This window comes from Paenibacillus sp. DCT19 (assembly GCF_003268635.1).
In the GTDB taxonomy this organism is placed as follows: Bacteria; Bacillota; Bacilli; order Paenibacillales; family Paenibacillaceae; genus Paenibacillus.
The window spans coordinates 636,718-661,368 of the sequence record NZ_CP029639.1; the positions used below are offsets into that span (position 1 = coordinate 636,718).

General features: G+C 41.6%; 29 protein-coding genes and 2 pseudogenes. 17 read left to right on the forward strand and 14 right to left on the reverse strand.

Features of this window, described 5'->3' with window-relative positions:
* Positions 1-14 precede the first annotated feature (14 nt).
* The 6 genes from DMB88_RS02940 to DMB88_RS02960 all read left to right on the forward strand — a co-directional run bounded on the left by DMB88_RS02940 (position 15) and on the right by DMB88_RS02960 (position 2,739).
* The gene (locus tag DMB88_RS02940; RefSeq protein WP_254438425.1) at positions 15-635 is read left to right on the forward strand and encodes a DMT family transporter; all 621 of its coding nucleotides are present in this window, start codon (positions 15-17) and stop codon (positions 633-635) included.
* A 151-nt stretch (positions 636-786) separates the two neighbouring features.
* Complete coding sequence (locus DMB88_RS30685) at positions 787-921, forward strand: hypothetical protein (RefSeq protein ID WP_254438607.1); 135 nt, start codon at positions 787-789, stop codon at positions 919-921.
* A gap of 48 nt (positions 922-969) precedes the next feature.
* Positions 970-1,302: a chaperone CsaA gene (gene csaA / locus DMB88_RS02945; protein ID WP_128100139.1), complete on the forward strand. Its 333-nt coding sequence runs from the start codon at positions 970-972 to the stop codon at positions 1,300-1,302.
* 82 nt (positions 1,303-1,384) lie between these two features.
* Complete coding sequence (locus DMB88_RS02950; protein WP_128104285.1) at positions 1,385-1,699, forward strand: ArsR/SmtB family transcription factor; 315 nt, start codon at positions 1,385-1,387, stop codon at positions 1,697-1,699.
* Positions 1,700-1,837: 138 nt separating this feature from the next.
* Positions 1,838-2,251 (forward strand): DMT family transporter, encoded by a 414-nt coding sequence (locus tag DMB88_RS02955; RefSeq protein WP_254438608.1) that lies wholly within the window; start codon positions 1,838-1,840, stop codon positions 2,249-2,251.
* A 20-nt stretch (positions 2,252-2,271) separates the two neighbouring features.
* Entirely contained in the window at positions 2,272-2,739 is a 468-nt protein-coding gene (locus DMB88_RS02960) for a DMT family transporter (RefSeq protein ID WP_251383809.1), read from the forward strand.
* A 130-nt stretch (positions 2,740-2,869) separates the two neighbouring features.
* On the opposite strand, the gene DMB88_RS02965 is transcribed toward DMB88_RS02960, so the two are convergent.
* Positions 2,870-3,340 carry a hypothetical protein gene (locus tag DMB88_RS02965; RefSeq protein WP_128100141.1) on the reverse strand — a complete coding sequence of 157 codons (471 nt, stop codon included), beginning with the start codon at positions 3,338-3,340 and terminating at the stop codon, positions 2,870-2,872.
* A gap of 343 nt (positions 3,341-3,683) precedes the next feature.
* Between DMB88_RS02965 and DMB88_RS02970 the strand changes: the two genes are divergently transcribed.
* From DMB88_RS02970 to DMB88_RS02980, 3 genes are all read left to right on the forward strand, one after another.
* A complete protein-coding gene (locus DMB88_RS02970) occupies positions 3,684-4,694 on the forward strand; it encodes a LacI family DNA-binding transcriptional regulator (protein WP_164848591.1) in 1,011 nt (336 codons plus the stop codon).
* Between the two features lie 121 nt (positions 4,695-4,815).
* Entirely contained in the window at positions 4,816-6,204 is a 1,389-nt protein-coding gene (locus tag DMB88_RS02975; RefSeq protein ID WP_128100143.1) for an MATE family efflux transporter, read from the forward strand.
* Between the two features lie 104 nt (positions 6,205-6,308).
* On the forward strand, positions 6,309-6,869 hold the full coding sequence (locus DMB88_RS02980) for a sugar O-acetyltransferase (RefSeq protein WP_128100144.1): 561 nt from the start codon (positions 6,309-6,311) through the stop codon (positions 6,867-6,869).
* 311 nt (positions 6,870-7,180) lie between these two features.
* Here the strand turns inward: DMB88_RS02980 and DMB88_RS02985 are convergent, their stop codons facing one another.
* Both DMB88_RS02985 and DMB88_RS02990 read right to left on the reverse strand, forming a co-directional pair.
* Positions 7,181-8,611, reverse strand: coding sequence for an MDR family MFS transporter (locus DMB88_RS02985; protein WP_128100145.1), 1,431 nt, complete (start codon positions 8,609-8,611; stop codon positions 7,181-7,183).
* A gap of 149 nt (positions 8,612-8,760) precedes the next feature.
* A complete protein-coding gene (locus tag DMB88_RS02990) occupies positions 8,761-9,231 on the reverse strand; it encodes a MarR family transcriptional regulator (protein WP_128100146.1) in 471 nt (156 codons plus the stop codon).
* Between the two features lie 335 nt (positions 9,232-9,566).
* On the opposite strand from DMB88_RS02990, the gene DMB88_RS02995 reads away from it, so the two are divergent.
* Entirely contained in the window at positions 9,567-9,833 is a 267-nt protein-coding gene (locus tag DMB88_RS02995; protein WP_128100147.1) for a CD3324 family protein, read from the forward strand.
* 158 nt (positions 9,834-9,991) lie between these two features.
* A complete protein-coding gene (locus tag DMB88_RS03000) occupies positions 9,992-11,074 on the forward strand; it encodes a nucleotidyltransferase domain-containing protein (protein ID WP_128100148.1) in 1,083 nt (360 codons plus the stop codon).
* Positions 11,075-11,124: 50 nt separating this feature from the next.
* On the opposite strand, the gene DMB88_RS03005 is transcribed toward DMB88_RS03000, so the two are convergent.
* Together DMB88_RS03005 and DMB88_RS03010 are read right to left on the reverse strand one after the other, a co-directional pair.
* Complete coding sequence (locus tag DMB88_RS03005) at positions 11,125-11,796, reverse strand: hypothetical protein (protein ID WP_128100149.1); 672 nt, start codon at positions 11,794-11,796, stop codon at positions 11,125-11,127.
* A 60-nt stretch (positions 11,797-11,856) separates the two neighbouring features.
* A complete protein-coding gene (locus tag DMB88_RS03010) occupies positions 11,857-12,411 on the reverse strand; it encodes a stalk domain-containing protein (protein WP_128100150.1) in 555 nt (184 codons plus the stop codon).
* Positions 12,412-12,581: 170 nt separating this feature from the next.
* On the opposite strand from DMB88_RS03010, the gene DMB88_RS30110 reads away from it, so the two are divergent.
* Positions 12,582-12,755, forward strand: a complete 174-nt coding sequence (locus DMB88_RS30110; protein WP_164848592.1) for a hypothetical protein — start codon at positions 12,582-12,584, stop codon at positions 12,753-12,755.
* Between the two features lie 114 nt (positions 12,756-12,869).
* On the opposite strand, the gene DMB88_RS03015 is transcribed toward DMB88_RS30110, so the two are convergent.
* The 8 genes and pseudogenes from DMB88_RS03015 to DMB88_RS03040 all read right to left on the reverse strand — a co-directional run bounded on the left by DMB88_RS03015 (position 12,870) and on the right by DMB88_RS03040 (position 19,253).
* Positions 12,870-13,649 carry a Cof-type HAD-IIB family hydrolase gene (locus DMB88_RS03015; RefSeq protein WP_128100151.1) on the reverse strand — a complete coding sequence of 260 codons (780 nt, stop codon included), beginning with the start codon at positions 13,647-13,649 and terminating at the stop codon, positions 12,870-12,872.
* Positions 13,650-13,653: 4 nt separating this feature from the next.
* Positions 13,654-14,175, reverse strand: coding sequence for an ATP-binding cassette domain-containing protein (locus DMB88_RS30690; RefSeq protein ID WP_254438426.1), 522 nt, complete (start codon positions 14,173-14,175; stop codon positions 13,654-13,656).
* Positions 14,176-14,259: 84 nt separating this feature from the next.
* Positions 14,260-14,459: pseudogene (locus DMB88_RS31905) on the reverse strand (ABC transporter ATP-binding protein); the annotation flags it as partial.
* Positions 14,423-14,701: an ATP-binding cassette domain-containing protein gene (locus tag DMB88_RS30695; RefSeq protein ID WP_254438427.1), complete on the reverse strand. Its 279-nt coding sequence runs from the start codon at positions 14,699-14,701 to the stop codon at positions 14,423-14,425. The pseudogene DMB88_RS31905 and the gene DMB88_RS30695, both read right to left, overlap by 37 nt.
* Positions 14,698-16,452, reverse strand: a complete 1,755-nt coding sequence (locus DMB88_RS03025) for an ABC transporter permease (RefSeq protein WP_128100152.1) — start codon at positions 16,450-16,452, stop codon at positions 14,698-14,700. The genes DMB88_RS30695 and DMB88_RS03025 overlap by 4 nt, the downstream gene beginning before the upstream one ends.
* A gap of 18 nt (positions 16,453-16,470) precedes the next feature.
* Positions 16,471-17,511, reverse strand: a complete 1,041-nt coding sequence (locus DMB88_RS03030; RefSeq protein WP_254438428.1) for an ABC transporter substrate-binding protein — start codon at positions 17,509-17,511, stop codon at positions 16,471-16,473.
* A 123-nt stretch (positions 17,512-17,634) separates the two neighbouring features.
* Entirely contained in the window at positions 17,635-18,492 is an 858-nt protein-coding gene (locus tag DMB88_RS03035; protein ID WP_164848593.1) for a Cof-type HAD-IIB family hydrolase, read from the reverse strand.
* Between the two features lie 26 nt (positions 18,493-18,518).
* A complete protein-coding gene (locus DMB88_RS03040) occupies positions 18,519-19,253 on the reverse strand; it encodes an MBL fold metallo-hydrolase (RefSeq protein WP_128100154.1) in 735 nt (244 codons plus the stop codon).
* Positions 19,254-19,544: 291 nt separating this feature from the next.
* Here DMB88_RS03040 and DMB88_RS03045 point away from each other — a divergent pair, with 291 nt between their 5' ends.
* A complete protein-coding gene (locus tag DMB88_RS03045) occupies positions 19,545-20,444 on the forward strand; it encodes a sugar-binding transcriptional regulator (RefSeq protein WP_254438429.1) in 900 nt (299 codons plus the stop codon).
* A gap of 143 nt (positions 20,445-20,587) precedes the next feature.
* Here the strand turns inward: DMB88_RS03045 and DMB88_RS03050 are convergent, their stop codons facing one another.
* Positions 20,588-21,220, reverse strand: coding sequence for a LysE family translocator (locus tag DMB88_RS03050; protein ID WP_128100155.1), 633 nt, complete (start codon positions 21,218-21,220; stop codon positions 20,588-20,590).
* Between the two features lie 239 nt (positions 21,221-21,459).
* On the opposite strand from DMB88_RS03050, the gene DMB88_RS03055 reads away from it, so the two are divergent.
* The 4 genes and pseudogenes from DMB88_RS03055 (at position 21,460) to DMB88_RS03070 (ending at position 24,354) form a co-directional block, all read left to right on the forward strand.
* Positions 21,460-22,317, forward strand: coding sequence for a DUF421 domain-containing protein (locus DMB88_RS03055; RefSeq protein WP_128100156.1), 858 nt, complete (start codon positions 21,460-21,462; stop codon positions 22,315-22,317).
* A gap of 188 nt (positions 22,318-22,505) precedes the next feature.
* A complete protein-coding gene (locus DMB88_RS03060) occupies positions 22,506-23,144 on the forward strand; it encodes an FMN-dependent NADH-azoreductase (protein WP_128100157.1) in 639 nt (212 codons plus the stop codon).
* 19 nt (positions 23,145-23,163) lie between these two features.
* Positions 23,164-23,790, forward strand: a complete 627-nt coding sequence (locus DMB88_RS03065) for a DsbA family protein (RefSeq protein ID WP_128104288.1) — start codon at positions 23,164-23,166, stop codon at positions 23,788-23,790.
* Between the two features lie 136 nt (positions 23,791-23,926).
* Positions 23,927-24,354: pseudogene (locus tag DMB88_RS03070) on the forward strand (Rrf2 family transcriptional regulator).
* Positions 24,355-24,651 lie beyond the last annotated feature (297 nt).

Genomic DNA, 24,651 nt, shown 5'->3' on the forward strand with positions numbered 1-24,651 from the left:
TTGGAGGGTTTTAAGTGAAAGAACGTAAAGCATCGTTACCTCATCCTTATGTACTTCTTTTTATCGCCATATTAGCAGTTTCCGTTTCTTCGATTATGATAAAATTTTCAGATACACCAACCGCTATAGCAGGTATGTATAGGCTTTACATTTCAGCGTTCATTATGCTTCCTTTTGTCTCATGGACAACGATTCGCTCCCTACGTTTGAACGTCAAGGAGTGGGTGATGCTCTTTCTGGCAGGTCTGCTCTTGGGACTGCATTTCTTATTCTGGATGGAGTCGCTCGTGTATACTTCGGTGGCAAGTTCTATGGTCATCTTAGCGCTGCAACCACTGTTTGTCATGATTGGTTCATATTTTGTCTTCAGGGAAAGAGCCGGTATATTGAGCGTACTCTGTTTAGTGACTGCGCTACTTGGTTCCGTCATAATTGCTTGGGGAGATATCGGTGTATCTAGAGAAGCACTCATTGGGGACGGATTATCTTTAATCGGAACGATATTTATTTCAGCTTATATGTTAGTAGGGCAGAAGTTGAGTAAACGAATTGAAGCCAATCTATATAGTGTCGTGGTCTTCTTTATTGGGGAAGTGTGCTACTCGTCTACAGCATATTTAGGGGCTTTTCCTTAACCAACTATGCTTCTTCGGACTGGATCTATTTTGTCCTCCTTGCGATTATTCCCACGATTTTCGGCCAATATATTTTCAATCGACTGCTCAAAACGATAGGGCTACAACGGTATCCGTAGGTATTATTGGAGAACCAGTTCTGGCAATTATTCTGGCTTATCTATTCTTGGGAGAAACCGTTACCACTTTTCAGTTTATAGGTGGATTAATAACGCTGCTGGGTATGCTGATGTACTTTTGGCGACAATCCATACAATATGCAGCTTCGAAGCGTCTATCCTATTAAATTAACTGTGAAAGCAACAGGGAAATTCTAAATTTGGAGGAATGTTGAATGGCAACTTTTGATGACTTTCTAAAACTGGATCTTCGTGTGGGAACAATTATTAATGCAGAATTCTTTGCAAAAGCTAAAGTCCCGGCGATCAAACTTGAAATTGATTTTGGTTCAGACATTGGTATTAAGTCCTCCAGCGCACAAATCACAAAAAGATATACAGCTGAAGAAATTATCGGTAAACAGATTGTAGCAGTTGTGAACTTTCCACCTCGCCGAATTGCGGGATTCGATTCGGAAGTTTTGGTGCTGGGCGGAGTGCCCGAAGCAGGGGATGTTGTATTGTTAAAACCGGATTCTAATGTACCCAATGGAACACAAATCGGATAAATTAACTGAAGCCCACCAGAGGATTACTACTTTGGTGGGTTATTTAATTGACATATCGAGAAAAAACGATATACTAAGTTTCATGGAATTAATCGATGTATTTAAAGCTTTATCGAATGAGACTCGTCTAAACATTCTGAAGTGGTTGAAGGAGCCGGAGCTGCACTTTCCTAAACAAGGCGCACACATTCCGAAGGAGGAGAATTTTGATGGTGGAGTGTGCGTAGGTGATATTCAAGAAAAAGCTAAGGTTTCCCAGTCTACAGTATCCCACTATTTAAACATAATGCAAAAGGCGGGTTTACTGGAATCTGTACGTTATGGTCAGTGGACGTATTATAGGCGAAATGAAAGTTTTATTCGAGAAGTAATTGAATTTATGGAAATAGAAATCTAAAAAAATAAAACTAACCATTTTTTTTGTTCTAATTTATCGATTATTCTCGATATCTAAATTAACAATAAATTATCATGATCCGGCATGGATCAGGTTCAAAAATAGGAGATGACGTGCGTGAAGAAAATAATTTTTTATATGATTGCCATTTTTACTGGAGCTTTACTCAGTCTTGAGGGAGCTTTATATGGCAAGCTAGGGGAACAGGTTGGGACGTTGGAGACGAACTTTTATAACTTCTTTATGGGAGCAATCATTGCGCTTATCCTTCTTATTTTTTTTGGACGAGGCAACTTAAGACAAATTACCACATTTCCTAAATGGAATCTAATTGGCGGTGTTTTGGGTGTTACGTACTTATTGGCCTTGGTTATTGGTGTTCCTATTGTAGGTGTGGGAATTTCCATGATTGCGATTGTTGTAGGACAGATGGTTACCAGCATGTTGATTGATCATTTTGGTTGGCTCGGAAGTACTCGTAAACGGATTGGTTCTAAACGAGTGGCTGCTTTGATACTCATGTTGGCTGCACTGGTATTTACTTTATTTTAAGTAAGAAGGAGAATTTTATTATGGGAATTGGATTATTAATTGTAATTGTGACGTTGATAGGTGGTGCTGTGCTTGGAGCCCAATCTTCCCTAAATGGTAAGATCAGTCGCACAATTGGACTTTTAGAAACAGTATTTTTTACCTTTGCCTCTGGCGCCTTAGTTTTAGCGGTGCTCGTTGTTTTTTTTGGAAGTGGACATCTTTTTGATCTTATTCATGCACCAAAGCTGCAGTTGGCAGCTGTTTTCTTAGGATTTGGTTACCTATTCTTATCAACATTTTCTGTAAATATGATTGGAGTTACTCCTGCCAACCTAACTGCAATTGTTGGACAACTGTTAGCAGGATTTGTGATAGATGCTATGGGTCTCTTCGGTAGTGAAATCATCAACTTCTCGTGGCAACGAGGCGTTTCACTTGTACTGATGTTAGTTGCACTGGCGCTGATTTTTAGTGAAAAAACAGGTAGAGTCGAGAGTGTAAAATAAAGTCGGATTTTATCGTGAATATCTGGGAACAACAGCAGCGGGAAGTCGAAACGTTCACCGGAGTCACGTTAATTCCAATATAAAAAATGGAGCCATTGTCTAAAACAATGGCTCCTTCTTTATGAAATGACTATTTTGATAAACTTGATGGAACATCAGGATCAGTCGGGTTTTCATCATTTAAGGTTTTACCTAAGAGCAACGAATTGGGATAATTTTTAGAAAATTCTGCTTCATCTACTTTTAAAAAAAACTTGCCTTCAAAAATCAGTTGATTCGTATTAGGCTCGATTTCATCTATAGTTCTTGCGATCTCCGATTCCTTAAAGATACTTTGTTCATCTGCTCGGACGAACATGCCATCAGGTGTATAGAATTGAGTAGAATACCCGTTTGCGATTTTTGATTCTACGGATTCTACGTTTTTTACGGGTTCTTCGAATTTCACGTTATTTTTTGAAATATTCGTGTTAACAGGGATTCCATCTGTCTTATTTTCGGCTTCCGCTTCTGGATAGGTGTCCGCTTGTGAATTGGATAGTAAGGTTACTCCTGAAATAATAGTCATTGCAAAGGCTATTAAATATATTTTTTTGAACATAATGTCCCCACCCTTCATACCAACAATTATTTCCTACTTTATAACGGTATATTCAGTAAAGTAGTAAGAGCCTATTTCGTTTTGCTGTGCAACTGGTTTCCAAAAGGATAATAACGCAGAATCCCGACTCATAGCGAGCATAATGGAGCCAAACGGTCTACTGCTATCGACTACTAGACGGGTCATGAATTAATAACACAAAGAAAGCAGCTGATCAACTTGATCGTCTGCTTTTTATTCAGTTAACCTGTTTGTACGCTGACAAGAAATTGATAATTGTTTATAAAATGATTATATGCTAACATGTGTTAACGATAACATATTTGATATGGGGACTGACGAGATGAATATCAAAATGACCGATATTGCTAAAAAAGCGGGTGTGTCACTAGCAACTGTCGGTAGAGTTTTGCACAATAACGGTTATGTTTCTAAGGAGAAACGTAAAATGATTGAACAAATCATTAAAGAAACGGGGTATGTGCCAAACAAAATAGCTCAGGGTTTGAAGGCAAGTCGGAGTAACATTTTTGGGCATCTAACTCTTTTTAACGATAACATGCAGTATAAAGGAATCAGCTCAGCTATTAACACATCGGCAGTTGAGAAGGGATATCAGGTCCTTACTTTAACTTATCATGAGGATTCAGGAGAAGAAGAGCATCAGATTAATGAATTAATTGGCCACCGTGTAGAAGGGGTATTTATTACATCTAACTGTTCAATTCCAGAAAAATTAATTAGTAGGTTAAGTGAAGAGCAAATTCCTGTAGTTATGATAGAGCGTACCTATGATATGCCACATGTAGACCGAATTGTGGTCAATGATTATTTGGGTTCACAGGGTGCGGTGCTTCATTTTATTGAAAAAGGGCACCGACGAATAGGATTCATTGGATCAGAGCTTACTCAGCAAGTCGAGATTGATCGTTATCAAGGTTATCTAAAAGCTCTGGAAGAAGTGAATGTAATACCTAATAAAGATTGGATTAAGCACATGCCGGACTATTCATTAGACTTTGGACGTCAAGCAATGAATGAGCTATTGAACAGCAATAGTCCGCCTTCAGCCGTTTTCATGACTTCAGATATCTTTGCTTGCGGAGTACTGCAAACTCTATACGATCAGAAGTTAAGAGTTCCCGAGGATATATCATTAATAGGCTATGACAATACACTATCAGCCCTGCTTTCTCCACCCCTTACTTCTGTGGGTTTACCGTACAATGAAATAGGTGAACATGCTGTAGAGTTGCTGCTAAGAAGAACTAAGGACTTTTCTTACGAGTCCTGCACAATTGAAGTTGAACCATTTTTGATGGATCGAAGAACAGTATCGGACTTAAGTATGTAGATATTAGTGAAATTATATATAAAAAAGGATCTCTCAATACGGAGTGATTTTTTTTAGGCCAATGTGTTAACGTTAACACATTTCGGCAATCAAATTCCAACACTATTCGAGGAGACTAAAATTGAATACCTTAACAAAAGGAAGCCCTATCAAAGTCATTATCATGTTTACTTTACCACTTCTTCTAGGAAACATATTCCAACAATTATATAGCTTTATTGATGCTTTAATTGTAGGCAGAATCCTAGGTGTCGATGCATTGGCAGCTGTCGGAGCTACAATTAGTCTAACATCTCTTGTTCTTGGGATCGCTTTTGGAATTAGTGCGGGACTGGCTATTCCTACTGCTCAGGCTTTTGGAGCTAAAGATCATGTACGAATACGGAAAAGTTTCGTCGCTAGTATCTGGATAACCATTTTCGTAACACTTATTATTACTCTTTTAGCTTACTCACTGACATTTCCACTGCTTCGTTTAATGCAGACACCTGAAGAAATTATTTCTGATTCTGCAGCTTTTATACAGATCATTTTCCTTGGATTTGGGGCTTCAATGTCATTCAATCTTTTAAGTAATCAAATACGTGCTTTAGGGGATTCACGAACACCCTTGATTTTTCTGATAATCTCATGTGTTATAAATGTTATCTTAGACTTTTGGCTCATTCTAGGTTTTCATATGGGAGTACCTGGGGCGGCTTTAGCTACTGTAATATCTCAGTTATTCTCTACTGTCTGTTGTGTATTTTATATTAGAAAGAGGATTCCTTTACTGAATATTACGTTTAAAGATCTGTCCTTGGATTGGTCCGTTATTCGTAATCATTTAGGGGTCTCATTACCGATGGGATTTCAACAATCTATTATTGCGATAGGCCATATTATCCTACAAACTATGCTTAATACCTTAGGTACAACTGCTGTAGCGGCATATACTGCAGCTAGCCGAATTGATCAATTAGCTATACTGCCATCCGTTTCGTTCGGGGTTGCAATGGCGACATTCACAGCGCAAAATTATGGGGCAAAGGAATTTGGCCGTATTCGAAAGGGAGTTCATCAAGCGATGATTCTCAACTGTACGATATCTGCTATTATTGGCGGGTTAATCATCATTTTTGGTAGACCGTTAGTTAATATTTTTGTAGGCAATGATCAACCTATGGTTACTGAATTGGCACAAACATATTTTTATTTCAATGCAAGTATGTACTGGTTTTTAGCCATATTATTTACAATCCGTTTTACGTTACAAGGACTAGGACAAAAACTTATCCCTACATTAGCTGGAGTTTTTGAACTCATTGCCCGCATTATTGCTGGATTAATTCTTATACCCTTATGGGGGTTTACTGGGGCAGCTTTAGATAGTCCACTTGCATGGATTGGATCAGTGCTGGTATTGGTCTTCAGTTTTTTCCCTACCATGTCATCTCTGAAAAAGAAGGAAAAAGATCAATTACACATCAGACCATCCAAGAACCATTCGCAATACACTTCAGAAGTCTGAGTATATATCATATGTTAACGTTAACAGGATTATATTAAGCTGCAGAATTCTTTTTTGATTTCTTTCGGGGATAAAGTTGAATAATCTATTTAAGGAGAATTTTTATGAAAACAGAGATGGAGAAGTACCTTGCTGGTGAAGAATTTTGTTTTTTAGATCCTGAGATTGCTTCTATGAAAGAACATGCCACTCGTTTATGTAGGAGATTTAATGAAATTGACACCGCAAATATCCAACAGCAGCGTGAAGTAATCCTCGAATTATTTGGTTCATGTGGCAGCGGAGTCTTTATGCAGCCTCCGTTTAATTGCGATGTAGGTAAGAATATACATGTTGGAGAAGATTTTTTAACCAATTACAATGTCACCATTCTAGATGTTGATAAGGTAACCATTGGAGATTACTGTATGATTGGACCAAATAGTATTATTTCTACTGTAAATCATCCACTGTCTGCCAAGGGGAGAAGAGAAAAATTGTCCATTACAAAGCCTGTTATCATTGGCAATGATGTTTGGATTGGGGCAAATTGCGTGATTCTCCCAGGTGTAACTATTGGAGACAACGTAATTGTTGGTGCGGGTGCTGTTGTTTCTAAAGATGTTCCTGATAATTGTGTTGTAGGAGGCGTACCTGCAAAGATAATTAAAGAGCTTGAGGTATAGCTTTACTTATACCTGTAAAGCTGATTACCAGAACAGATTTTAGCCGAAAACATGACTGTTAATGCATTAAACTAATGGGATACGCTAACTTAATAATAACACCAAGAAAGCAGCTGATCTAAGTGATGGCTGCTTTTATTTAACTAACTTAACAAAAATGGAAGTGAGTCAATACTGGATGCAGTTCAGTATATACAAGGCGGTCAGCAATTAGTAACAAAAGCTCAACTGACGGGCAGTTAAGCTCCTTAATAACATAATAGACAGCGACAACCCCAATAGTCTCCGTTACAATAAACGCATTCTTGACCTCATTCTAACGTAGGTGTATTTCTGGCCTTCTTTTTATTAGTAAGGCACAGGCTAGGGATAAAGATCAGCGCTAAGATGATCGTAGCCACAAGAAAAGCAATATGGTACCCTTGCAATTGATGTGCAATCGTTGGATGTAAGCCTTGTAGAGCCGTTGCAACAGACGTTGCAATAATTGCTGAGCCAAAGCTTGAACCCAGATTTTCAATGATATTGATGCCAACGCCTGCCTCAGGAAGCTGTTTGCTGTCGAGTCCAGTGTAGGCTTCACTCATCAATGGAAGACTAATGCCTCCAACGCTGACGCCACGAATGAACAGGATGACCGAAATCCAGATCATACTCGTCGTATCCGAGATGAAAATGAAGGGAATAGAACCGATAAGGGAAAGAACAAGACTGACAATTAGTACATATTTTGCACCAACTCTATCAATCATTTTTCCAATGAAAGGCCGAGTGATTAGCATACCAACGCCTTGGGGAATGAGTGCAACTGCCGTTTGAATTACTGTGAAGTCTCGAAAGGTCTGAAAGAACAGGGGGAGTATCAACATCGGACCCATAATAGCGATATTGGCTAAGAATAGCCCCGCGCTTGATGCTGCAAAGTTTCTGTGTGCAAACAAATTCATAGGCAGAACGGTTTGATTGTTTTTAAGACGATTATAAACGAGATAAATGATAGCCAAAGCAAGGCCAATCCCCATCCACAAGATCGTTTCGTGATTATTAAAAGTAGCATGATCTGCTGCTTTGGTAATTCCATAAATTAAAGCTACACTCATAGAGGATAAAACGATAATTCCAACTAGATCGAGCTTGCTCTCTTTGTTGAAGGGTTCAAAGTCTGGAATCTTTCTGATCATTAATGGCGTGGAGATCAATACAATGAACACGTTAATGAAAAAGATCCATTGCCAAGATGCTGCCTGAACGATGAATCCACCGATGATTGGTCCCAAGATAGGGCCAAAGATCATAGGTGTACTCACAATAGCCATGACTCTGCCTAAATATTGTTGTCCCGTTGTTTTAACTAAGAGGGTGAACATCAATGTCGTAATGACTCCGGCACTGAATCCTTGAAGTAAACGGAATAGGATGAAGCTTGAAATATCCCAGCTAACGCCGACTAAGACCGAAATCACGCCAAAAGCAATTACAGCCCCAACGAAAACCTTCTTGCCGTTAAATGTATTCATGAGCCAGCCAGATACAGGAACTGCAATCGCAAGGGCTAAAATATATCCAGTGATGGCCCATTGGATGGTATCCAATGTGGTATGGTAATCCTTTGTTAGTTGATTTACAGCAATGTTCACCATGGTAGAGTCTAGCATAGGAGCAATGGCTCCTAGCGCAATCGCCCAAGCAGTGATAAGAATATGTTTGGGTATTCCAGGTTCCTTTACGTTGTCTGATGTCATATTATGCTCCTTTAAAATGAATTTTGTTTCCTCGTCAACTAAAAATCTACTCTTATTTTGTTTCCTTGTCAACAATAATTAGAGAATAAAAAAAGCACCCGTTTCTCTAAAGAGAAGGTTGCTCTTGGTTTTAACTCATTTTATTGGTTTTACTTCGTTAGATCTAAACCTTGTTTGTCTATTTCCATATCCAAATGTTTGCTGTACACTTCAATGAAGTTCAGCATTTTATCATATTGTTCTTCAGTTACATGATTAAATACAGATTCATCTCTCTCTTGAAACTCTGTATGAAGTTTCTCATGAATGTCATATATGGTTCTGCCTTGCTCGGTTAGTCTAAAAAAGACTTCCTTCTTATTATTTGCTTTTTGATAATCTTCGATCAGACCCTTTTCGATGAGCTTCTTCGTTAATTTACTTATGGCACCCTTGGTCATATACAGGGATTCTGCCAGCTTGGTTACGTTGGAATCTACATTTTTCTCTATAAATTCAATGCAATGGACTTCAGAAGGCTTATATCCTTTAAGACTACTTTCCATCTTCGATTTATTAATCCAAACCAATTTGTTGAATAAGTCCCTGAAATCCATCATGACCTGTTCTTGCTTGTTCATGGTTAGTCACCCCATATGAGTTATTTCCTAAGATAAACTATAACCTTTTATGATTTAAAATCAAATCGCGTCACCAACATGAACATGGATGGCAAACAATTCAACAACATGCTCTGATATAATAGCAGTTAGCAGCTATCTATTTTCTGTGGAGGTGAGGCCATTGAAAACAATCGGGGTAGGATTCTTATATGCATGGCTCTATGCAAAGCCAGTGAAGGATATGGCAATGCTTTGCATAGAGATTAGCAACAACCCAATTGCCAACAACGAGTTGTAATATTCTACGAACTGGCTTTGCACCTTATTGATTTATTAAATAAGGAGTGAGGCACGTGAAATATTCAAAAGCCGAGTCGATTTTCCCGGAAGAATTGCTACGGATCATTCAAGAATACGTTCAGGGCGAATTGGTATACATCCCCAAACCTAAAGAGACACACCTCAAATGGGGAGAGAAAACACACAGTAAGAGTAAAGTATCTGCTCGAAACGCTGAGATTAAATCCTTATTCCGTGATGGAATAAGCATAAACGAGTTGGCGGAGCGGTATTTTTTGTCCTGTGAAAGTATTAAGAAGATTGTTTATACAAAGAACTGATGGAATCCGCTACATCGTCGTATCGACGGTTTAGCGGATTTTTGTGCAAAGATGAATTAAATCAACTTATACATAGTAACTGCATCTCTAAATCGATAGACTCAAGTTAAGTTTGTTGTGATCCAAGGACGTCTGCATTAGGAGAAGGGGGCAGTGAAATGAACGAAATCATAATGAAACAGCTGCTGGACAAAAATGAATGGCTGATCAACATGGTGATCGAACGTGTAAAGAGAGATTTTCTAGACGATATCGCCATTATTGGGCTTACGGGTTCATTTAGCACCGGGGACTTTCACGAGAAGAGTGATCTGGATCTAATTATCATTAATAATACGGATAAGGGGTGGGGGATATCCGATTGCTTCATCTTGGATGACGTTGGATATGACATCTATTGCACGCCTTGGGATACAAGAATACACGAACAATCCACCTTGGAAAGTCCCAACGTATCGAGCCTAACCGAGCTCAAAGTACTCTATTATGCCAAGCCTGAGGATTTGGAGAAATTGAACGGATTCAAGCAAAAAGCGCTTGATGGACTTGCGGATCCAATCGGAGAAGCGTGTCTTCATCGAGCCAAAAAATGGATTGATCTGGCTAAGCAAGCCTACAGCGATACGATGCTGGGTGAAGATATTGGCTCCGTGCGGCAGGCATCTGCCGACGTTGTATACAATCTAGTCAATGCCTTGGTCAGCATGAATAACACGTGCATTAAACGAGGAATCAAGCGATATTTGGAAGAGATATGTTCATTGCGCTATGTTCCTGATCATCTCGAATCACTTTACATGTCAGTCATTGAAGCGCATACCATTGAAGATATTCGATTAGCATCTTTCAACATATTGAAAAGCGTTACGAAGTTACACAGCACGATGTGTGATAGCTTCATCGTTAGACCTGCTCCGACCTATGATAATCTGAAGGGAACTTACGAAGAACTGTGGTGCAATTACCGCAACAAAATCTTGAACGGTGTTTTAACTCAGGATGCCCCTTATGTATTTCTTTCAGCCTTTGGAGCACAAGGGTATCTTGATGAAATGGCTATGGAGATCGGAACCAAGAAATTTGACCTTATGCAGTACTTTGATGCAAGTAATTTAACTGTTATACAAGAGAAGTTTCTTGAAGTGATGGATGAGTATGCTGAGGAATATGGTAAGGTCGGCAGAGAAGTCGAACGTTTTACATCCTTCGAGCAACTGTATGCCCATTTTATGAATTGTTGACCGTAAATTCTAGTTCGTAATAAGTCCCCTAAAAGGGGGACAACATACCATTAATCAATGGTGTAGATGTCCCAATCTCCTTGTTCACTCTGCCGGATCGCATACATCATTCTTACTTGTTCAACCGAATCGGTTGTTGTATCCAGACGTTCACCAAGAACAGTAATATGTAATTGATTTTTAATAGATTGATGTTTCTCAATGCTCTCGATGCTTGAGAACTTATATTGGAACTGCTCACCATAATAAAAGTTCAAAGCATCTGCCAGTTGGTCATCGACAAAACCAGATCGGTAAAGTTCGTGATCATGCTGTACGAGAGCAATTAGATTTTCTTCGAGTATATCCAGCGCGGGACGGTCGCTCTCTTTTAACGTATTCTTTGCTAATTTTAGGTCAATTGCCATTGCAGTGTTAGAATCTTCTGAACTCTCAAGTAGGAATTTTCCGATAATATTCTCATTGCTATCGTACAAGTTGATATATTTATCGACTTTCGGTTCGTTCATACTTTGAATAGCTTCCTCAGGGGTTTGTGGCAAATCTTGATTCATGTCTGAAGTCTTGATGTAACCTTCTTTTCCATCTACACCTATAGCCGCAACTAAATCCTTAGAGGGACTTGTATCAGCAGATGTAGCCGCCAAGCCATAGACACCCGCACCAAGTCCTAAGGCAAGAGCCACACCAACTATAGTGAGTTTTTGTGAGTTTGATTTCACTAGATTACCTCCATTCTAACCGGATCGCTCATATGAAGATGCAGAATGATAAATCCATGCTTATTCATTAAACTCAACGAAAACATGCATATACCCGTCTATTCCTCCAATACCGGTCGTTTGTTTAATATCCAAAAATTCAAGTTGTTTCTCCCATTCAACTCTCTCCTGATCGGACTCATCTGCATACACTTCAAATAGATAGGCTAAGACAAATGCATTCATAGTTGAAGCTCCGTTTTTCAATTGTAACCACTCTTTAGGGACAATAAGTTGATTCTTTCTAGGGATCACAGTCTTTTCAGAAAAGTTAAGGATTAATTCATGTTCCTTATTTTTGATAGTTGTTATTTTGTTCTTTCCATCCCATTGAATGTTGGCTCCGGAGGATTTAAAGACATCCTTTACTGGGATAAATATAGAGTTATACTCCGTAGTAGTTAACTTACCAGCCTTCGTGACATTTAATACGGATTTTTTCAATGAAGAATTATACATATGAGCTGCGCGCTCCACCAAAGGTAGATCCTCTAAAGGTTGGTTATTTGCAGATGCAATGGATGAGACACTACCAACCAAACATAACATCAACAACAGAGAAATAAACCGCTTCATCTTGAAGCCCTCCTTACAAAAATTGGTGTGCACATAGTATAAACGCGGTAAGAAGGAGAAATGTTTCCTGGAAGTTATCCGGTCATCGCGTAATATATAATCTTACAGGTAAGAGCGACCCGACATCGTATATTGACGAGAAAGTTGAATTTAAACAGGAAAAGGTTCATGTGAAGGGTGTAGAAATGCTGCAAACCGAATTTACTCCTTCGCGCGCCATTGAGTTGCAATGGATATACGAGAGCCCGGACAAAAAACAAAGATACAGCTACACCGTGCGGGCAAATTCAGATCAAGTAAGCAAAGAAACCTTGACGAAAATTGCTGAAAATTATCTAGAATAGATTTTGTATGTATTGATTATTTTGAGTGAGCTGAATGACTTTCAGAGAATATCAGATAAGTACACCAAAAAAGAGTCTAAGATTAGACTCTTTCTGTGTATGTTAACTATTGTCTTATATAAGACCTGTCCATTGCAGGCCATGCCATATGCCTTCTTGCTCCGCGCTTAACGTTACGTGAGAAGCTAATTGCTTTAACGCCTCGGGAGCATTACCCATGGCAATACCACACCCAACGTACTGGAACATCTCGATATCGTTATAGTTATCGCCGAATGCGTATATATCCTCTGGTTGGAATCCCAACCTAGCAGCCAGTTGTATAATACCCTCAGCTTTGGAGCCACCGGCAGGTAATACATCCATCGAGAGGGGGTGCCAGCGCACAAAGTTTAACATCTCGAATTGTTCACGATATGAAGCTTCCTCTTCAACTGTACAAAACAACATCGTCTGATAGATTGCTCGATCTTCACAGAAAGATGCATGATGGCTTGGATGGGTTACGCCGAGCGATTTCAGACACAAGTCTACATGTGGATGATAGGTCTGACTACAGCTCATCTGCGCATGATCTAGGAAAACCAAAGCATGCTCCTGTACAGCCGCAAAAGCAGATAGTTTATGAACAGCTTCCGGATTAATCGGATTGCTATGGATTAAGGTTCCTTGGTGGGCGACATATTGGCCGTTAAAACTCACATATGAATCTAGCTGCAGTTCTTGCCGCACCTGTTCCAGCATAAAGGGCGAGCGTCCCGAGGCTAGAGCAACCGTATGCCCGGCATTTTTCAAAGCCATCACAGCTTGCTTGGCTGAAGGCGGAATCTGATTGTGACGATCCAGTAATGTACCATCAACGTCAAAGAGAATGAGTTTTTCCGTGGAAGTCAATGGATCACGCTCCTTCGTTCTGGGCAAAAGACAAGCTCAGGCTGACTTGTTCATTCAACGAGAAGGCAAGAGGGGATATGACCTCCCAACGACCAGCATTGCCTTGAATGTCGTAATGGAACTCTTTCCCTTGGAATTGTACATTCACAATTTTGCCGTCCATACCGGGCTGATGATGTGGCTGAAGCCGAAACTGATCCGGTCTGACCGGGTAGAGACCATTCAGCTTGAAATAGTCTGCGACGTCGGCTCCTGACCAAGATACATTCTCGCTGTCCTTAGGCATAAACCGATTAGCTTCCCAGTGACCAGTGACCAAGTTGGATTTGGATACGAATTTGGCTACAAACTCGGTTTGTGGTCTTAAATAAATGTCCTGCGGTGTGCCGGCCTGCTCGATACGCCCATCTTTCATGACAATAATCCGGTCAGCCATGGCAAGAGCCTCGCCCTGATCATGTGTAACATACACGATGGCAGAGCGTGTGTTGCGATGGACTTGTTGAATTTCCCGTCGCATGTCCATGCGTAGCATGGCATCCAGGCTACTGAGCGGTTCGTCCATTAACAGCAACGACGGTTCAGGTGCGATGGCTCGGGCTATGGCGACCCGTTGCTTCTGTCCCCCGATAATTCATGCGGCATACGATCCGCTAGATGAGACAAGCCGGACATGTTCAGGACTTCCTGAATGCGAGCCTGTTCATTGTTTTTGATATGAGCAGGCGTGGACTTATGTGTTCGGATCGGGAACCGGACATGTTCAGCTACGTTCATGTGAGGCCAGAGTGCAAACGATTGGAAGACCATGCCGATTCTGCGTTTCTCTGGGGGAGCAGAGTACCTGCACCCGCTACAAGCTTTTCATCAATCGATACTTCACCGCTAGTGGGCTGCTCGAATCCAGCAAGGATGCGCAGCAATGTCGTTTTTCCACAACCTGATGGTCCAAGGATCGCTACGAATTCCCCGTCCTCAATGGTTAGATCTATGGTGTGCAGCGCTTGAAAGCTGCCGAAGGATTTGTTCACCTGTTTAATCTGGATGCTCATGATTTCACTCCCTTACGTGACGCCCAATACTGAACAAGCAACAACATGGCGCCGCCAACTGCCATGAGTGCAACGATCAGACTGGACAAAGCGGTAGAATACAGGGTGTCCCCTGCCTGTTCAAAACTGAAGATGGTTACGCCTATCGTCTGCGATCCTGAGGAATACAGCAGGGCGGATACGGTAAGCTCAGTCAGTGCGGTCAAAAAGACCAACATGCCCCCGGTAAGCATACTCGGTAACAGCAATGGCAGTAGAACGGTACGCCATTTGCGCCAGAAGCCAGCACCGGAAATTCGCGCAGCCTCTTCCATGGAAGAATCGAGCTGCATGAAAGACGTAATGCTTGAACGAATCTGCAAAATCAGGAAGCGGCAGATATATGCTATAAACAAGATCGACATGGAACCATAGATACCTGGATTCCAACCGGGAATCGGCTCCATCCACACTAAGATGATAGAAAGGGCGAATACGATGCCTGGCAACGTATAGGGAACCGCGGTCGCAAGCTCAGCCATTTTATTAAACGAATTCGGACGACGAACTCTGACATAAGCGAATCCTGAGCCAATCACGAGGCAGACCAGCATTGTAACCAAGGATAGCACCAGGCTGTTTTGGATCGATTGCCATACACGTTCGTTCTCAAAGAGGATGTACCGATAATTATCCAGTGTCATGTTCGCGCGTGTTAATCCCAATCCATACGCTCTCTTCAGAGACATCGTTATCATCGAAGAGAGTGGAACGACAGTAATGGAGAGCAGTCCAGCCCAGATGATCCACGTCAGCGGTTTGCGTATACGTCCCAACGTGTATCTCGGTGTAAGATCAGGTTGCATCGTATCCGAAGCATGGCTTTTCCGTAAAAGAACCCATTGCAGCAAACTACCGATGACAGCGGCTGTGCCCAGCAGAACAGAAAGAGAGGCACCGCGGGCAAAGGCGGACGGTCCAAATCCGATAATTTCCTCGTAGATCAGCGTGCTCAGCACCGAAATATTTACGGGCGTGCCGAGAAACGCGGGAATACCGAAATTATCGAGTGAAGCTAGAAAGACAAGCAAGCCACCGGCGGTTAAACCGGGAAGGGCGAGTGGAAGTGTAATTTTACGGAAAACTTCGAGTCTGCTTGCGCCTCCGGCTCTGGCAGCCCACTCTAAGTCACGTGGAATCTTGCGCAGAACGTCCAGTGTGAACATGTACACTAGTGGAAAATGGTGAATACCCATTACAAAGATGATGCCGCCTAAGCTGTACATGCTCCATGGAGTAAGGCTCGGATGAATCCATTGCAGCAAGCCGGCAAGCCAGCTTTGAGATCCGGTAAACGAAGACCAGGATAAGGTCAGGACATACGAAGGCAAAATGAAACAAAGCATGATGCCCATATGCAGAGCGGATTTATTGCGGATGTCGGTATAAGCTACAACCCAAGCCAGTGCAATACCAAGCACAAGGGAGAATAAGGTTGATCCGGCTACGATATAAAAGGTATTGAGTAAGGTCGACCAGAACCGCTCTTGTTGTAACATTTCGCTATAATGCGCCAACGTCAAGCCATGTTCACCCTGAAAACTAAGCAAAATCAATTTTAGAATGGGATAGACAAAAAAGATAAGTACAGCAGCGCCACCAAGTATAGCGCCCAAGCGACTCCAGCTAAGATAGCTGAACAGCGTGGAAAAGGGCTTGCGCCCTTTTCGTTCTGCTTGCCATGCTAGAGAGTCCGTCTTCCATTTTTCCATATCAAACAGCTCCAATCATTACTCTCCGAATACTTGAATGAATTGTTGCTTGTCCGCTTCACGATCCGCGGCAAGTTTGGATGGGTCTCCAGGCAGGATATTCATTTCGGAGACACTTTTGAGTCCCTCAGGCGGGGCGATGCCTTCCCGAATTGGGGAATATCCGATCTCGGCTGACAATTGCTGCCCTTCATCAGACAAGATGTAGTCAACGAACGCTTGTGCAGCAGGCATGTTGGCGGCATCTTTCATAATGCCAATAGGCTCAGTGATGATTGGCACGCCTTCTGTTGGATAGGTCAGTTCAACGGGTGAACCTTTGGCTTTTTCACGTGCAACAAGGTAGTCTACAACGACACCGTATGACTTTTCACCACTGGCTACAGCTTTCATAACAGCACCGTTTCCTTTGATGACGGAGATGCCATTATCTTTGATTTGCTTCAGGAAATCCCAGCCAAATCCATCTGTGCGACTGAACACGCCAATGTTATATGCTGCGGCTCCAGAATAGAGTGGGCTCGGCATGATGGATGCATCTTTGCTTTCCGCAGCCGTTAATGCACTCCATGATGTTGGAGCGGAGGTTACTTTTTGCGTGTTGGTCGCAAGTACAGTAGCCATGACCTTTGTACCTGAATACATGCCATCTGGGTCAACAAGATCGCTAGGGATCTTGCTTAGCTCAGGGGATTTGTACGAGAGAAGGAGATCTTCTTGCTTCAAATTTTCGAAGGTTACCGCATCGGCAAGCAGCAATACGTCAGCTTGTGTTTTGCCAGCTTGGCGCTCGGCTTGAATTTTGGCGGTGACTTCTTCCGTACCAGAACGGAAGACGCTCACATCTACATCTGGATACTTTTTGTTAAAAGCGGAGATCAGCTTCGTTGCATCCTCTTCAGGTTGGGAGGTATAGAAGGACAACTTACCAGATACCGAGCTTGAATCAGCGTTAGCATCGTTAGTCCCAGAAGCAGCTTGCCCTTGTGGGGAGCAACCGCTGAATATGATCATGCCTGCGAGTACGGGTAGAAGTAATGACTTTTTGAATGGAATCAAGAAAATTCTCTCCTTTAATAGCCAGTGGTGGCTTATGTTTTAGTGGTTACTTGTATAAGAAGAACTAATCTATATGGATAAATGCTATGCGCAGGCGCCAAGAAAGCAGAATTTTGCAACAGGCTACAACAGATAATTACGGATTGCCATGGCGACGCCATCTTGTTCATTCGTACCTGTAATCACGTCAGCGATGGCTTGAATATGAGGTTCGGCGTTGCCCATCGCGATACCGAGTCCTGCCCATTGCAGCATATCCAGATCGTTGTCATAATCTCCGGCAACGGCGACCTCTTCACGTTTGATTCCTGAATAACGGCACACTCGTTCAAGCGCATCACGTTTGCTGATCCCGGCTGCATTGACGTCGAATCGCAAGCGACCTGTTTTGGTACATTGGAACATGGCCGACGACTCGAGCTTGTCATATATCCGTTCGCGGGCAGCAAGGTCGGTGCAAATGACGGCAGCTTTGTAGATCATGCCAGGCATGTTGGTTACAAATGCTCGGAAATCTGATCCGACTTCGACCAACTGAATCAGCTCAGTTTGTTCTTTATAATGCTCCTCCGTCAATGGTAGTTCAGGTCGCACGACTACATTATTTAAGGACCAATTTCGATTCGTATCGTTGATTTGCTGGACGTATAGGACGTTATAGCCATAAAAGTGAACATAGGCACCTTCTTCTTCAATCACATCCAGCATGTATAACAGGGAAGCTGTATCGAGCGGGAATCCTTCAATCATTTGTCCTGTCTTTGCATCAACGGTGACTGCACCATTAAGTGCGACCAGGGTGAAATTCAATGGAATTTCTCTTGCGTGCAGCCATACAGAGGCTGGAAATCGTCCGGATGCAATAGTGACGGCAACCTCTTCCGCCATGAGCTGCTGAATGGAGCTACGCGTTTCTGGTGTAATGATTTTGTCTGGATTCAACATCGTTCCGTCCAGATCAAGAGCAAGCAATTTATGCAATACAACCATTCCTTCCTATCAGTGGATCATACGGTATACATGCGCAGTGGTTCGGGAATGTCTACCGGTCCATGGAAGGTACGGCTCGCTTCATCACGCATGGACTCTAGATTGCCATCGCCAGGCAGATGCACCAGCACGAGCTGCTTCACATTGGCTTGTCCAGCAATCATACCTGCCTGCATCGCGTTCATATGTCCTTTACCTGTGGTATGCACGCTTCCCTCGCAGATCGTTGCTTCGCACAGGAAGATGTCTGCATCACGGGCGAGCTCGATTAAGGCATCACAGTATGAGGTATCACCGGAATACACCAGCACCTTACCCTTATAAGTGATCTTGATCGCATAACAAGTGATGGTATGCTCAACATGCACAAATTCGATATCCGCTCCTGCCAGACGAACTTTGGTGGAAGGATCAATTGCGATCACTTCGGTATGTTCGCTGTATAAGTTGTGCAACATGTCGACGGGATCACTTGGAGCGTAGAGCTTCAGTTTTTCCTTCATACGGCCGTTGCGAATGGCACCTGCTGCGGCATATTGAAGTACACCTAGGTCGGCCATATGATCATAGTGTAGGTGAGACAGAATCACGCCGGATATCGCTTCTACCTTGGTTTCGATAGGGAGTTTGCTCATCACGCCGCTGCCACAATCCAATAAAATTTGTCCTTCGTCTGTGGTTACCAGATATCCTGCTGTTGCCCCACCTGCCGCAGGGTAGCCGCCCCAGTATCCAAGAATCTTTACATTCATTTTTGCACCTCAGTCTGTCTTGATCTGCAGTCATTTACAAATGTTCTGTGCTGTTACAATTGTTCTGAACAGTTCTCATTGTAAGGACACTTTATTACTTGGATGTCAAAGGAATGTCAAACTTGTGTAAAGCCGAACTGGAAATATGTACCTTGCTTGACACTGGTGGAACGCCATTTTATATTGGGACATGTGTACGCACGGAACTATAAAGTAAAAGGCGGACTTGTATGTGAATATAGACGAGCGCAAAAATCTGGTCAGAGTATGTAAGATGTATTATTACGAATCGTGGACACAAGAGAAGATCGCGGAGAAGCTAGGGTATCGAGACCAGTAATCTCCAAAATGCTGCAACGTGCCAAGGACGAAGGTATTATTGAAATTGTTATTCATGATGATGATCGCGAGATTACGAATTTGGAGAAAGAACTTGAAAATACATTTGAATTGAAACAGGTTCTGGTCGTTCCGACCAAGGATCTGAACAAGGAATTGGTCTCGAGTGCGGTTGGCAGAGCGGCTGCCCAATTTGTGCAAAAGTTGATCAAAAACGGGGATCGGGTCGGCGTTTCCTGGGGTAACACCTTGTATCAGATGGTTAGAGAATTTCCGCTCGAAAAAAAAGAGAACGTCAAAATCATCCCACTTGTCGGAGGTACAGGCAATTCTCGCAATGAGATGCACTCTAATCAGATTGCGTATGAGTTATCCAAGAAAATGGGTGTTACGTGCGAAACGTTATATGCACCTGCTGTGGTAGAGACGGAAGAATTACGCGAGCAGATCGTAGGCATGGCGAATATTGCGGAGGTTCTGCGGGAGGGTGAACGAATTGATCTTGCACTAGTGGGCATTGGCAATCCCTTTTCCATGTCTACGATGGAAAGATCGGGTTACCTTAACGAGCAAGTGTTATCCGAACTTAAACTGTTGAACACGGTTGCAGATATTAACTCAGTATTTATAACGCGAGATGGGTCGATTGCTGGACACCCCATTAACCGCAAAGTCATTGGACTTGGACTAGAACAATTGAAAAAGGCTCGAACGGTAGTCGGTATGGCTTTTGGTTTGCACAAAATTGAATGTATCCTCGCTTCCTTACATGGCAAGTACATCAATATGTTAATCACGGATGAGTCCACAGCCAGACGTATACTGGACGATTGTCGAAATAGTAGGAACTAACCGCAAGCTAGATAAGAAAATGATACAGATAAAAGCGATAATAGATCATAACTTTTTTCAAGATGATAGTAATTAACATCATTAATCGTTAAAACAACCTGAGTCCGATTATTTAGGATTCAGGTTGTTTCGTATAGATAACATCAAAATAATTCAATGAGTCCATTCACGAACTCATACACAAAATAAAGAGAGAACCCAAGCAACATAATGCCCGCGATGACTGAAACCCAGCGAATCATTTGGCGACTCATTACTTTTCTTGTTACTGACACAATGGACAGCAGCCCTAGATCGTGAATCAAAATCCCGCTCATCACCCCAAATGCTGCAATGGCAAAGCTCCCGGAGTGGGAAGAACTATAGGACTGAGTTAGAACGGCTCCGAATACGGAAACCCAAAATACCAGGTTACCCGGTGATACTGCAACAAGCAAACCATTTCGATATGTACTAAAAAATGATTTCTGTGTTTTCTCATCTGCTGGGGTGATATCTTTATCGGCATTTTTGATTGAATCGCAACCGAGATATGCGAGGAATCCTGCACCTACAATCCACAGCGGAGTTTGAACATACGGTAAGGCGAGCACGGAAGCGAAGCCGAAGTAGAGAGCCAGTATAAGCAAAATATCCACCGTCATGCCACCAATTCCGACTGCCCATCCATGAATGAATCCATTTTTCAATCCTTGCTTGGTCATTTCTACTGTAATTGCTCCAACAGGCATCGCTATGGCAAGACCGATTAGAAAATACTTAAGATAAATATCCATTGAACTTACCTTTTCCCTTCATATGTATGATTCTATTTCATTGCTGTAAAGCAAAAACGTATTTTTAAATTTACAATATACGTCACGTAATATCAAGCTAATTGAGAGAGATTTTCATTTACCGAAACGTTTGAATTGAAAGGATATCATATCCTGTGCATACATCATGAATGTCGTGGTAATTATAACCTTTACAAGCGTCGCCAACACAGTTAATCCACAGGAATGGAGCATTCAACGTGCCAGAATGGTTAGAGGTCACATTTCGAACGTTAGCTGCAGTAACAGTTCTGTTTTTCATTACGAAAATTCTAGGAAAGCGCCAAATTTCTGAATTGTCTTTGTTTGAGTATATTACGGGGATTACCTTAGGTAATTTGGTGGGGTATATTTCGTTAGATACAGATACAAAGTGGTATTTAGGTTTTCTTGCGGTATTTGTATGGGTTTCCGTGTCTGCAGGTGCGGAGTACTTAACGATGAAAAGTAAAAAGTTTCGGGATATTGTAGACGGGAAATCAACAATTCTTATTGAAAATGGAGCAGTGATCGAAAAAGCTCTAGCGAAAGAACGCTTGACGATTGATGAATTTCTGGAGCAGCTTCGTAAAAAAGATGTGTTTCGAGTTGCCGATGTTGAGTTTGCCGTAATGGAACAGAGTGGAGATATCAGTGTCATGTTAAAAAAAGAGTATCAACCCCTTACAGCCAACGCATTGGGCTATCATATATCTTCTGAAAAGGAACCCAGAACAATCATTATGGATGGGCATATCTTGCCAGATACTTTACAAGTAACAGGATATAATGAAGATTGGGTACAAAAAGAGCTACGCAAGCTTGGCTTGAATTTGGGACAAGTCTCGATTGGTCAGGTGGATAGCAAGGGAGAACTTACAATACAGACAGGTACAGATTCTTTGCCTAAACCGGCAAATTCCAATCCAAAGGATCAAATAACGGAGTTAGTTACAAGACTGCAGGATGATTTAATGATGAAAAAACAACTTGCATCCAATGATAAGGATCGTCTCAAATATCAAGAAGCACTAGACCAATTTCAAACGGCAATGCATGCTTATCAAAAACAACAATAATCACACCTTACGTAGATGAAGTCGTTGATTGATCTTTCAATCAATGACTTTTTTTTGTTGATAATCAGATGCAATTACAAATAACCGTTGACAACAAATAAGTTGTAACATATATTATTACAAGTATAAGTTGTAACTTTAATTATTACAACAAATCACACTAAATTTGAATAAAAGGATTGATACTAATGACGAAAGTACTTTTTATTACCGCACATCCCCTTGAAGAATCCACATCGTATAGCCTAACTGTAGGTAAAGCATTTATCGAAGCTTACAAGGAGGCTAATCCTGAAGATGAGATTGTGAACATTGATTTGTACCAAGAGTATATCCCTCATATTGATGCACATGTTTTTAGTGGCTGGGGCAAGCTGCGCTCTGGAACTGAATTTGCTCAACTCTCAAGCGATGAACAAGCGAAGGTAAAGCGTCTAGCAGAATTGTCTGATCAATTTATTGAGGCGGACAAGTATGTGTTTGTAACTCCTTTCTGGAACTTCTCATATCCTCCAGTGATGAAAGCCTATATTGATGCTGTCTCTGTAGCGGGGAAATCTTTCCGTTATTCAGAAGAGGGACAACCTATTGGCCTACTAACTGATAAAAAAGCAATTCATATTCAAGCACGAGGTGGCTTCTACTCTGACAGTCCTGCGAATGAGCTTGAGATGGGGCATCGTCACCTTCAAGTCATCATGAAATTCTTCGGAGTACCTTCATTCGAAGGTCTGTTTATTGAAGGACATAATAAAGCGAAGGACAAGGCACAAGAGATCAAAGAAAACGCCATCGAGAGAGCGAAAGATCTGGCTAAAACATTCTAAAATGGAGTTGTTGTGAATGATGACAAATAAGGATATTTCTCTAATCTATGTGTGGGATGCATATTGTGGATGGTGTTATGGATTCTCCAATAGCCTACGGACATTTCATCAAAATCACTTAGAATTACCGATCGAAGTGTTGTCGGGTGGTCTTTTTATAGATGATCGCAGTCAAGCAATGGCAGCATATCCACATATTCCAGAAGCCAATAAACGAATTGCTCAGCTTACTGGCGCGGAGTTTGGTGCTCCGTACAATAAACTTGTAAATGACGGTACATTTATTATGGATAGTGAGGCAGCGGCTATTGGATTTTCCGCTTTACGTTCCTTGGCACCAGAACAAGAAGTGAATCTAGCGGCTGCAATGCAGCGTGCATTTTATTATGAGGGTAAGAGTCTCAGTGATATACAAACGTATCAAGACATTGCCAAGCAACTCAATCTGGATGAGCAGAAAGTGATCGATAGAATTATAAATCCAGAGACACGAGATCTTGTCCAGCAAGAATTCGTAGCAGCTAGTAACCTTGGGGCGAGAAGTTACCCAACTCTTTTCTTGAAAAAAGATAATACCTTGTATCCTTTAGGCGGCGGCGCAATGACCGCTGATAAGTTAGAAGAAAATTATGCTCAGTTAATCTGATTCAACCTAAAAAATGAGACTCATTGTAACATGCTAAATAGCTGTTAGAATGTTAATATAGCTTCCTCAGAAATTCTAATTTTTAATACAATAGTTCAATCGTAACGCACTTATTTTGTATCATTGGGGTGAAAATATGTCCGTAAGCTCTCGGTTTTATATAGGAATACACATTTTGTCGTTGTTGGAAGTCAATAAAGAAGGAAATAACTCATCTGAGATGATTGCAGATAGCGTTAATACACACCCTGTAATTGTTCGAAAAGTGATGGGATGTTAAAAAAATCAGGATTAGTGCATGTAACCCGTGGAAAAGCAGGGGCTACACTTGCACGAGATCTAAGTGAAATCACATTGTTCGACGTGTACACAGCAGTAAATGCAGTGAATGACAATAATCTCTTCAATATTCAAGAGAAGCCAAACCCCGATTGTCCGGTGGGGAAAAACCTTCAAGGAACGATCGAACCTATTTTTTCATTGGCACAGAGAGCACTGGAGAAAGTACTTGAGAATGTAACGTTACAAGATATAGTAGTTGATTTGGATAAGGATTCGGATTGAGTTTACTGAGAAAGCAATCTTTTTCTATATGAAATTTGAATAAAACATCCATTACAAGTGTTAATAAGGCCGCTAATCCTATGATTAGCGGTCTTTTTTTGCATCAGAGTATTTCATGCCTTGCTGCACAAACAAGTCAATAGCTCTAAAGGGTAATTTGGATCATTTTCATAGATTAGTTGAAAAGGGGTGACTGTTCCTTGACTATTTCATGTCAAGGAAGTGACTGCAATTGTGTCATTCACAATTGTAGATATAATAATTTTATATATCACGATGGTATGTATAGGACTGCGA

What these genes read in the sequence shown, in the direction of transcription:
- DMB88_RS02960 (WP_251383809.1), top strand. Translation starts at nt 2,272, where the DNA reads ATGGGAATTGGATTATTAATTGTAATTGTGACGTTGATAGGTGGTGCT.
- DMB88_RS30695 (WP_254438427.1), bottom strand. Translation starts at nt 14,701, where the DNA reads ATGAGCATCCAGATTAAACAGGTGAACAAATCCTTCGGCAGCTTTCAA.
- DMB88_RS03065 (WP_128104288.1), top strand. Translation starts at nt 23,164, where the DNA reads ATGACAAATAAGGATATTTCTCTAATCTATGTGTGGGATGCATATTGT.
- DMB88_RS03025 (WP_128100152.1), bottom strand. Translation starts at nt 16,452, where the DNA reads ATGGAAAAATGGAAGACGGACTCTCTAGCATGGCAAGCAGAACGAAAA.
- DMB88_RS02985 (WP_128100145.1), bottom strand. Translation starts at nt 8,611, where the DNA reads ATGACATCAGACAACGTAAAGGAACCTGGAATACCCAAACATATTCTT.
- DMB88_RS03010 (WP_128100150.1), bottom strand. Translation starts at nt 12,411, where the DNA reads ATGAAGCGGTTTATTTCTCTGTTGTTGATGTTATGTTTGGTTGGTAGT.
- DMB88_RS02990 (WP_128100146.1), bottom strand. Translation starts at nt 9,231, where the DNA reads ATGAACAAGCAAGAACAGGTCATGATGGATTTCAGGGACTTATTCAAC.
- DMB88_RS03050 (WP_128100155.1), bottom strand. Translation starts at nt 21,220, where the DNA reads ATGGATATTTATCTTAAGTATTTTCTAATCGGTCTTGCCATAGCGATG.
- DMB88_RS02955 (WP_254438608.1), top strand. Translation starts at nt 1,838, where the DNA reads ATGATTGCCATTTTTACTGGAGCTTTACTCAGTCTTGAGGGAGCTTTA.
- DMB88_RS03060 (WP_128100157.1), top strand. Translation starts at nt 22,506, where the DNA reads ATGACGAAAGTACTTTTTATTACCGCACATCCCCTTGAAGAATCCACA.
- DMB88_RS03040 (WP_128100154.1), bottom strand. Translation starts at nt 19,253, where the DNA reads ATGAATGTAAAGATTCTTGGATACTGGGGCGGCTACCCTGCGGCAGGT.
- DMB88_RS30690 (WP_254438426.1), bottom strand. Translation starts at nt 14,175, where the DNA reads ATGGACATGCGACGGGAAATTCAACAAGTCCATCGCAACACACGCTCT.
- DMB88_RS02970 (WP_164848591.1), top strand. Translation starts at nt 3,684, where the DNA reads ATGAATATCAAAATGACCGATATTGCTAAAAAAGCGGGTGTGTCACTA.
- DMB88_RS02965 (WP_128100141.1), bottom strand. Translation starts at nt 3,340, where the DNA reads ATGTTCAAAAAAATATATTTAATAGCCTTTGCAATGACTATTATTTCA.
- csaA (WP_128100139.1), top strand. Translation starts at nt 970, where the DNA reads ATGGCAACTTTTGATGACTTTCTAAAACTGGATCTTCGTGTGGGAACA.
- DMB88_RS03000 (WP_128100148.1), top strand. Translation starts at nt 9,992, where the DNA reads ATGAACGAAATCATAATGAAACAGCTGCTGGACAAAAATGAATGGCTG.
- DMB88_RS02980 (WP_128100144.1), top strand. Translation starts at nt 6,309, where the DNA reads ATGAAAACAGAGATGGAGAAGTACCTTGCTGGTGAAGAATTTTGTTTT.
- DMB88_RS02950 (WP_128104285.1), top strand. Translation starts at nt 1,385, where the DNA reads ATGGAATTAATCGATGTATTTAAAGCTTTATCGAATGAGACTCGTCTA.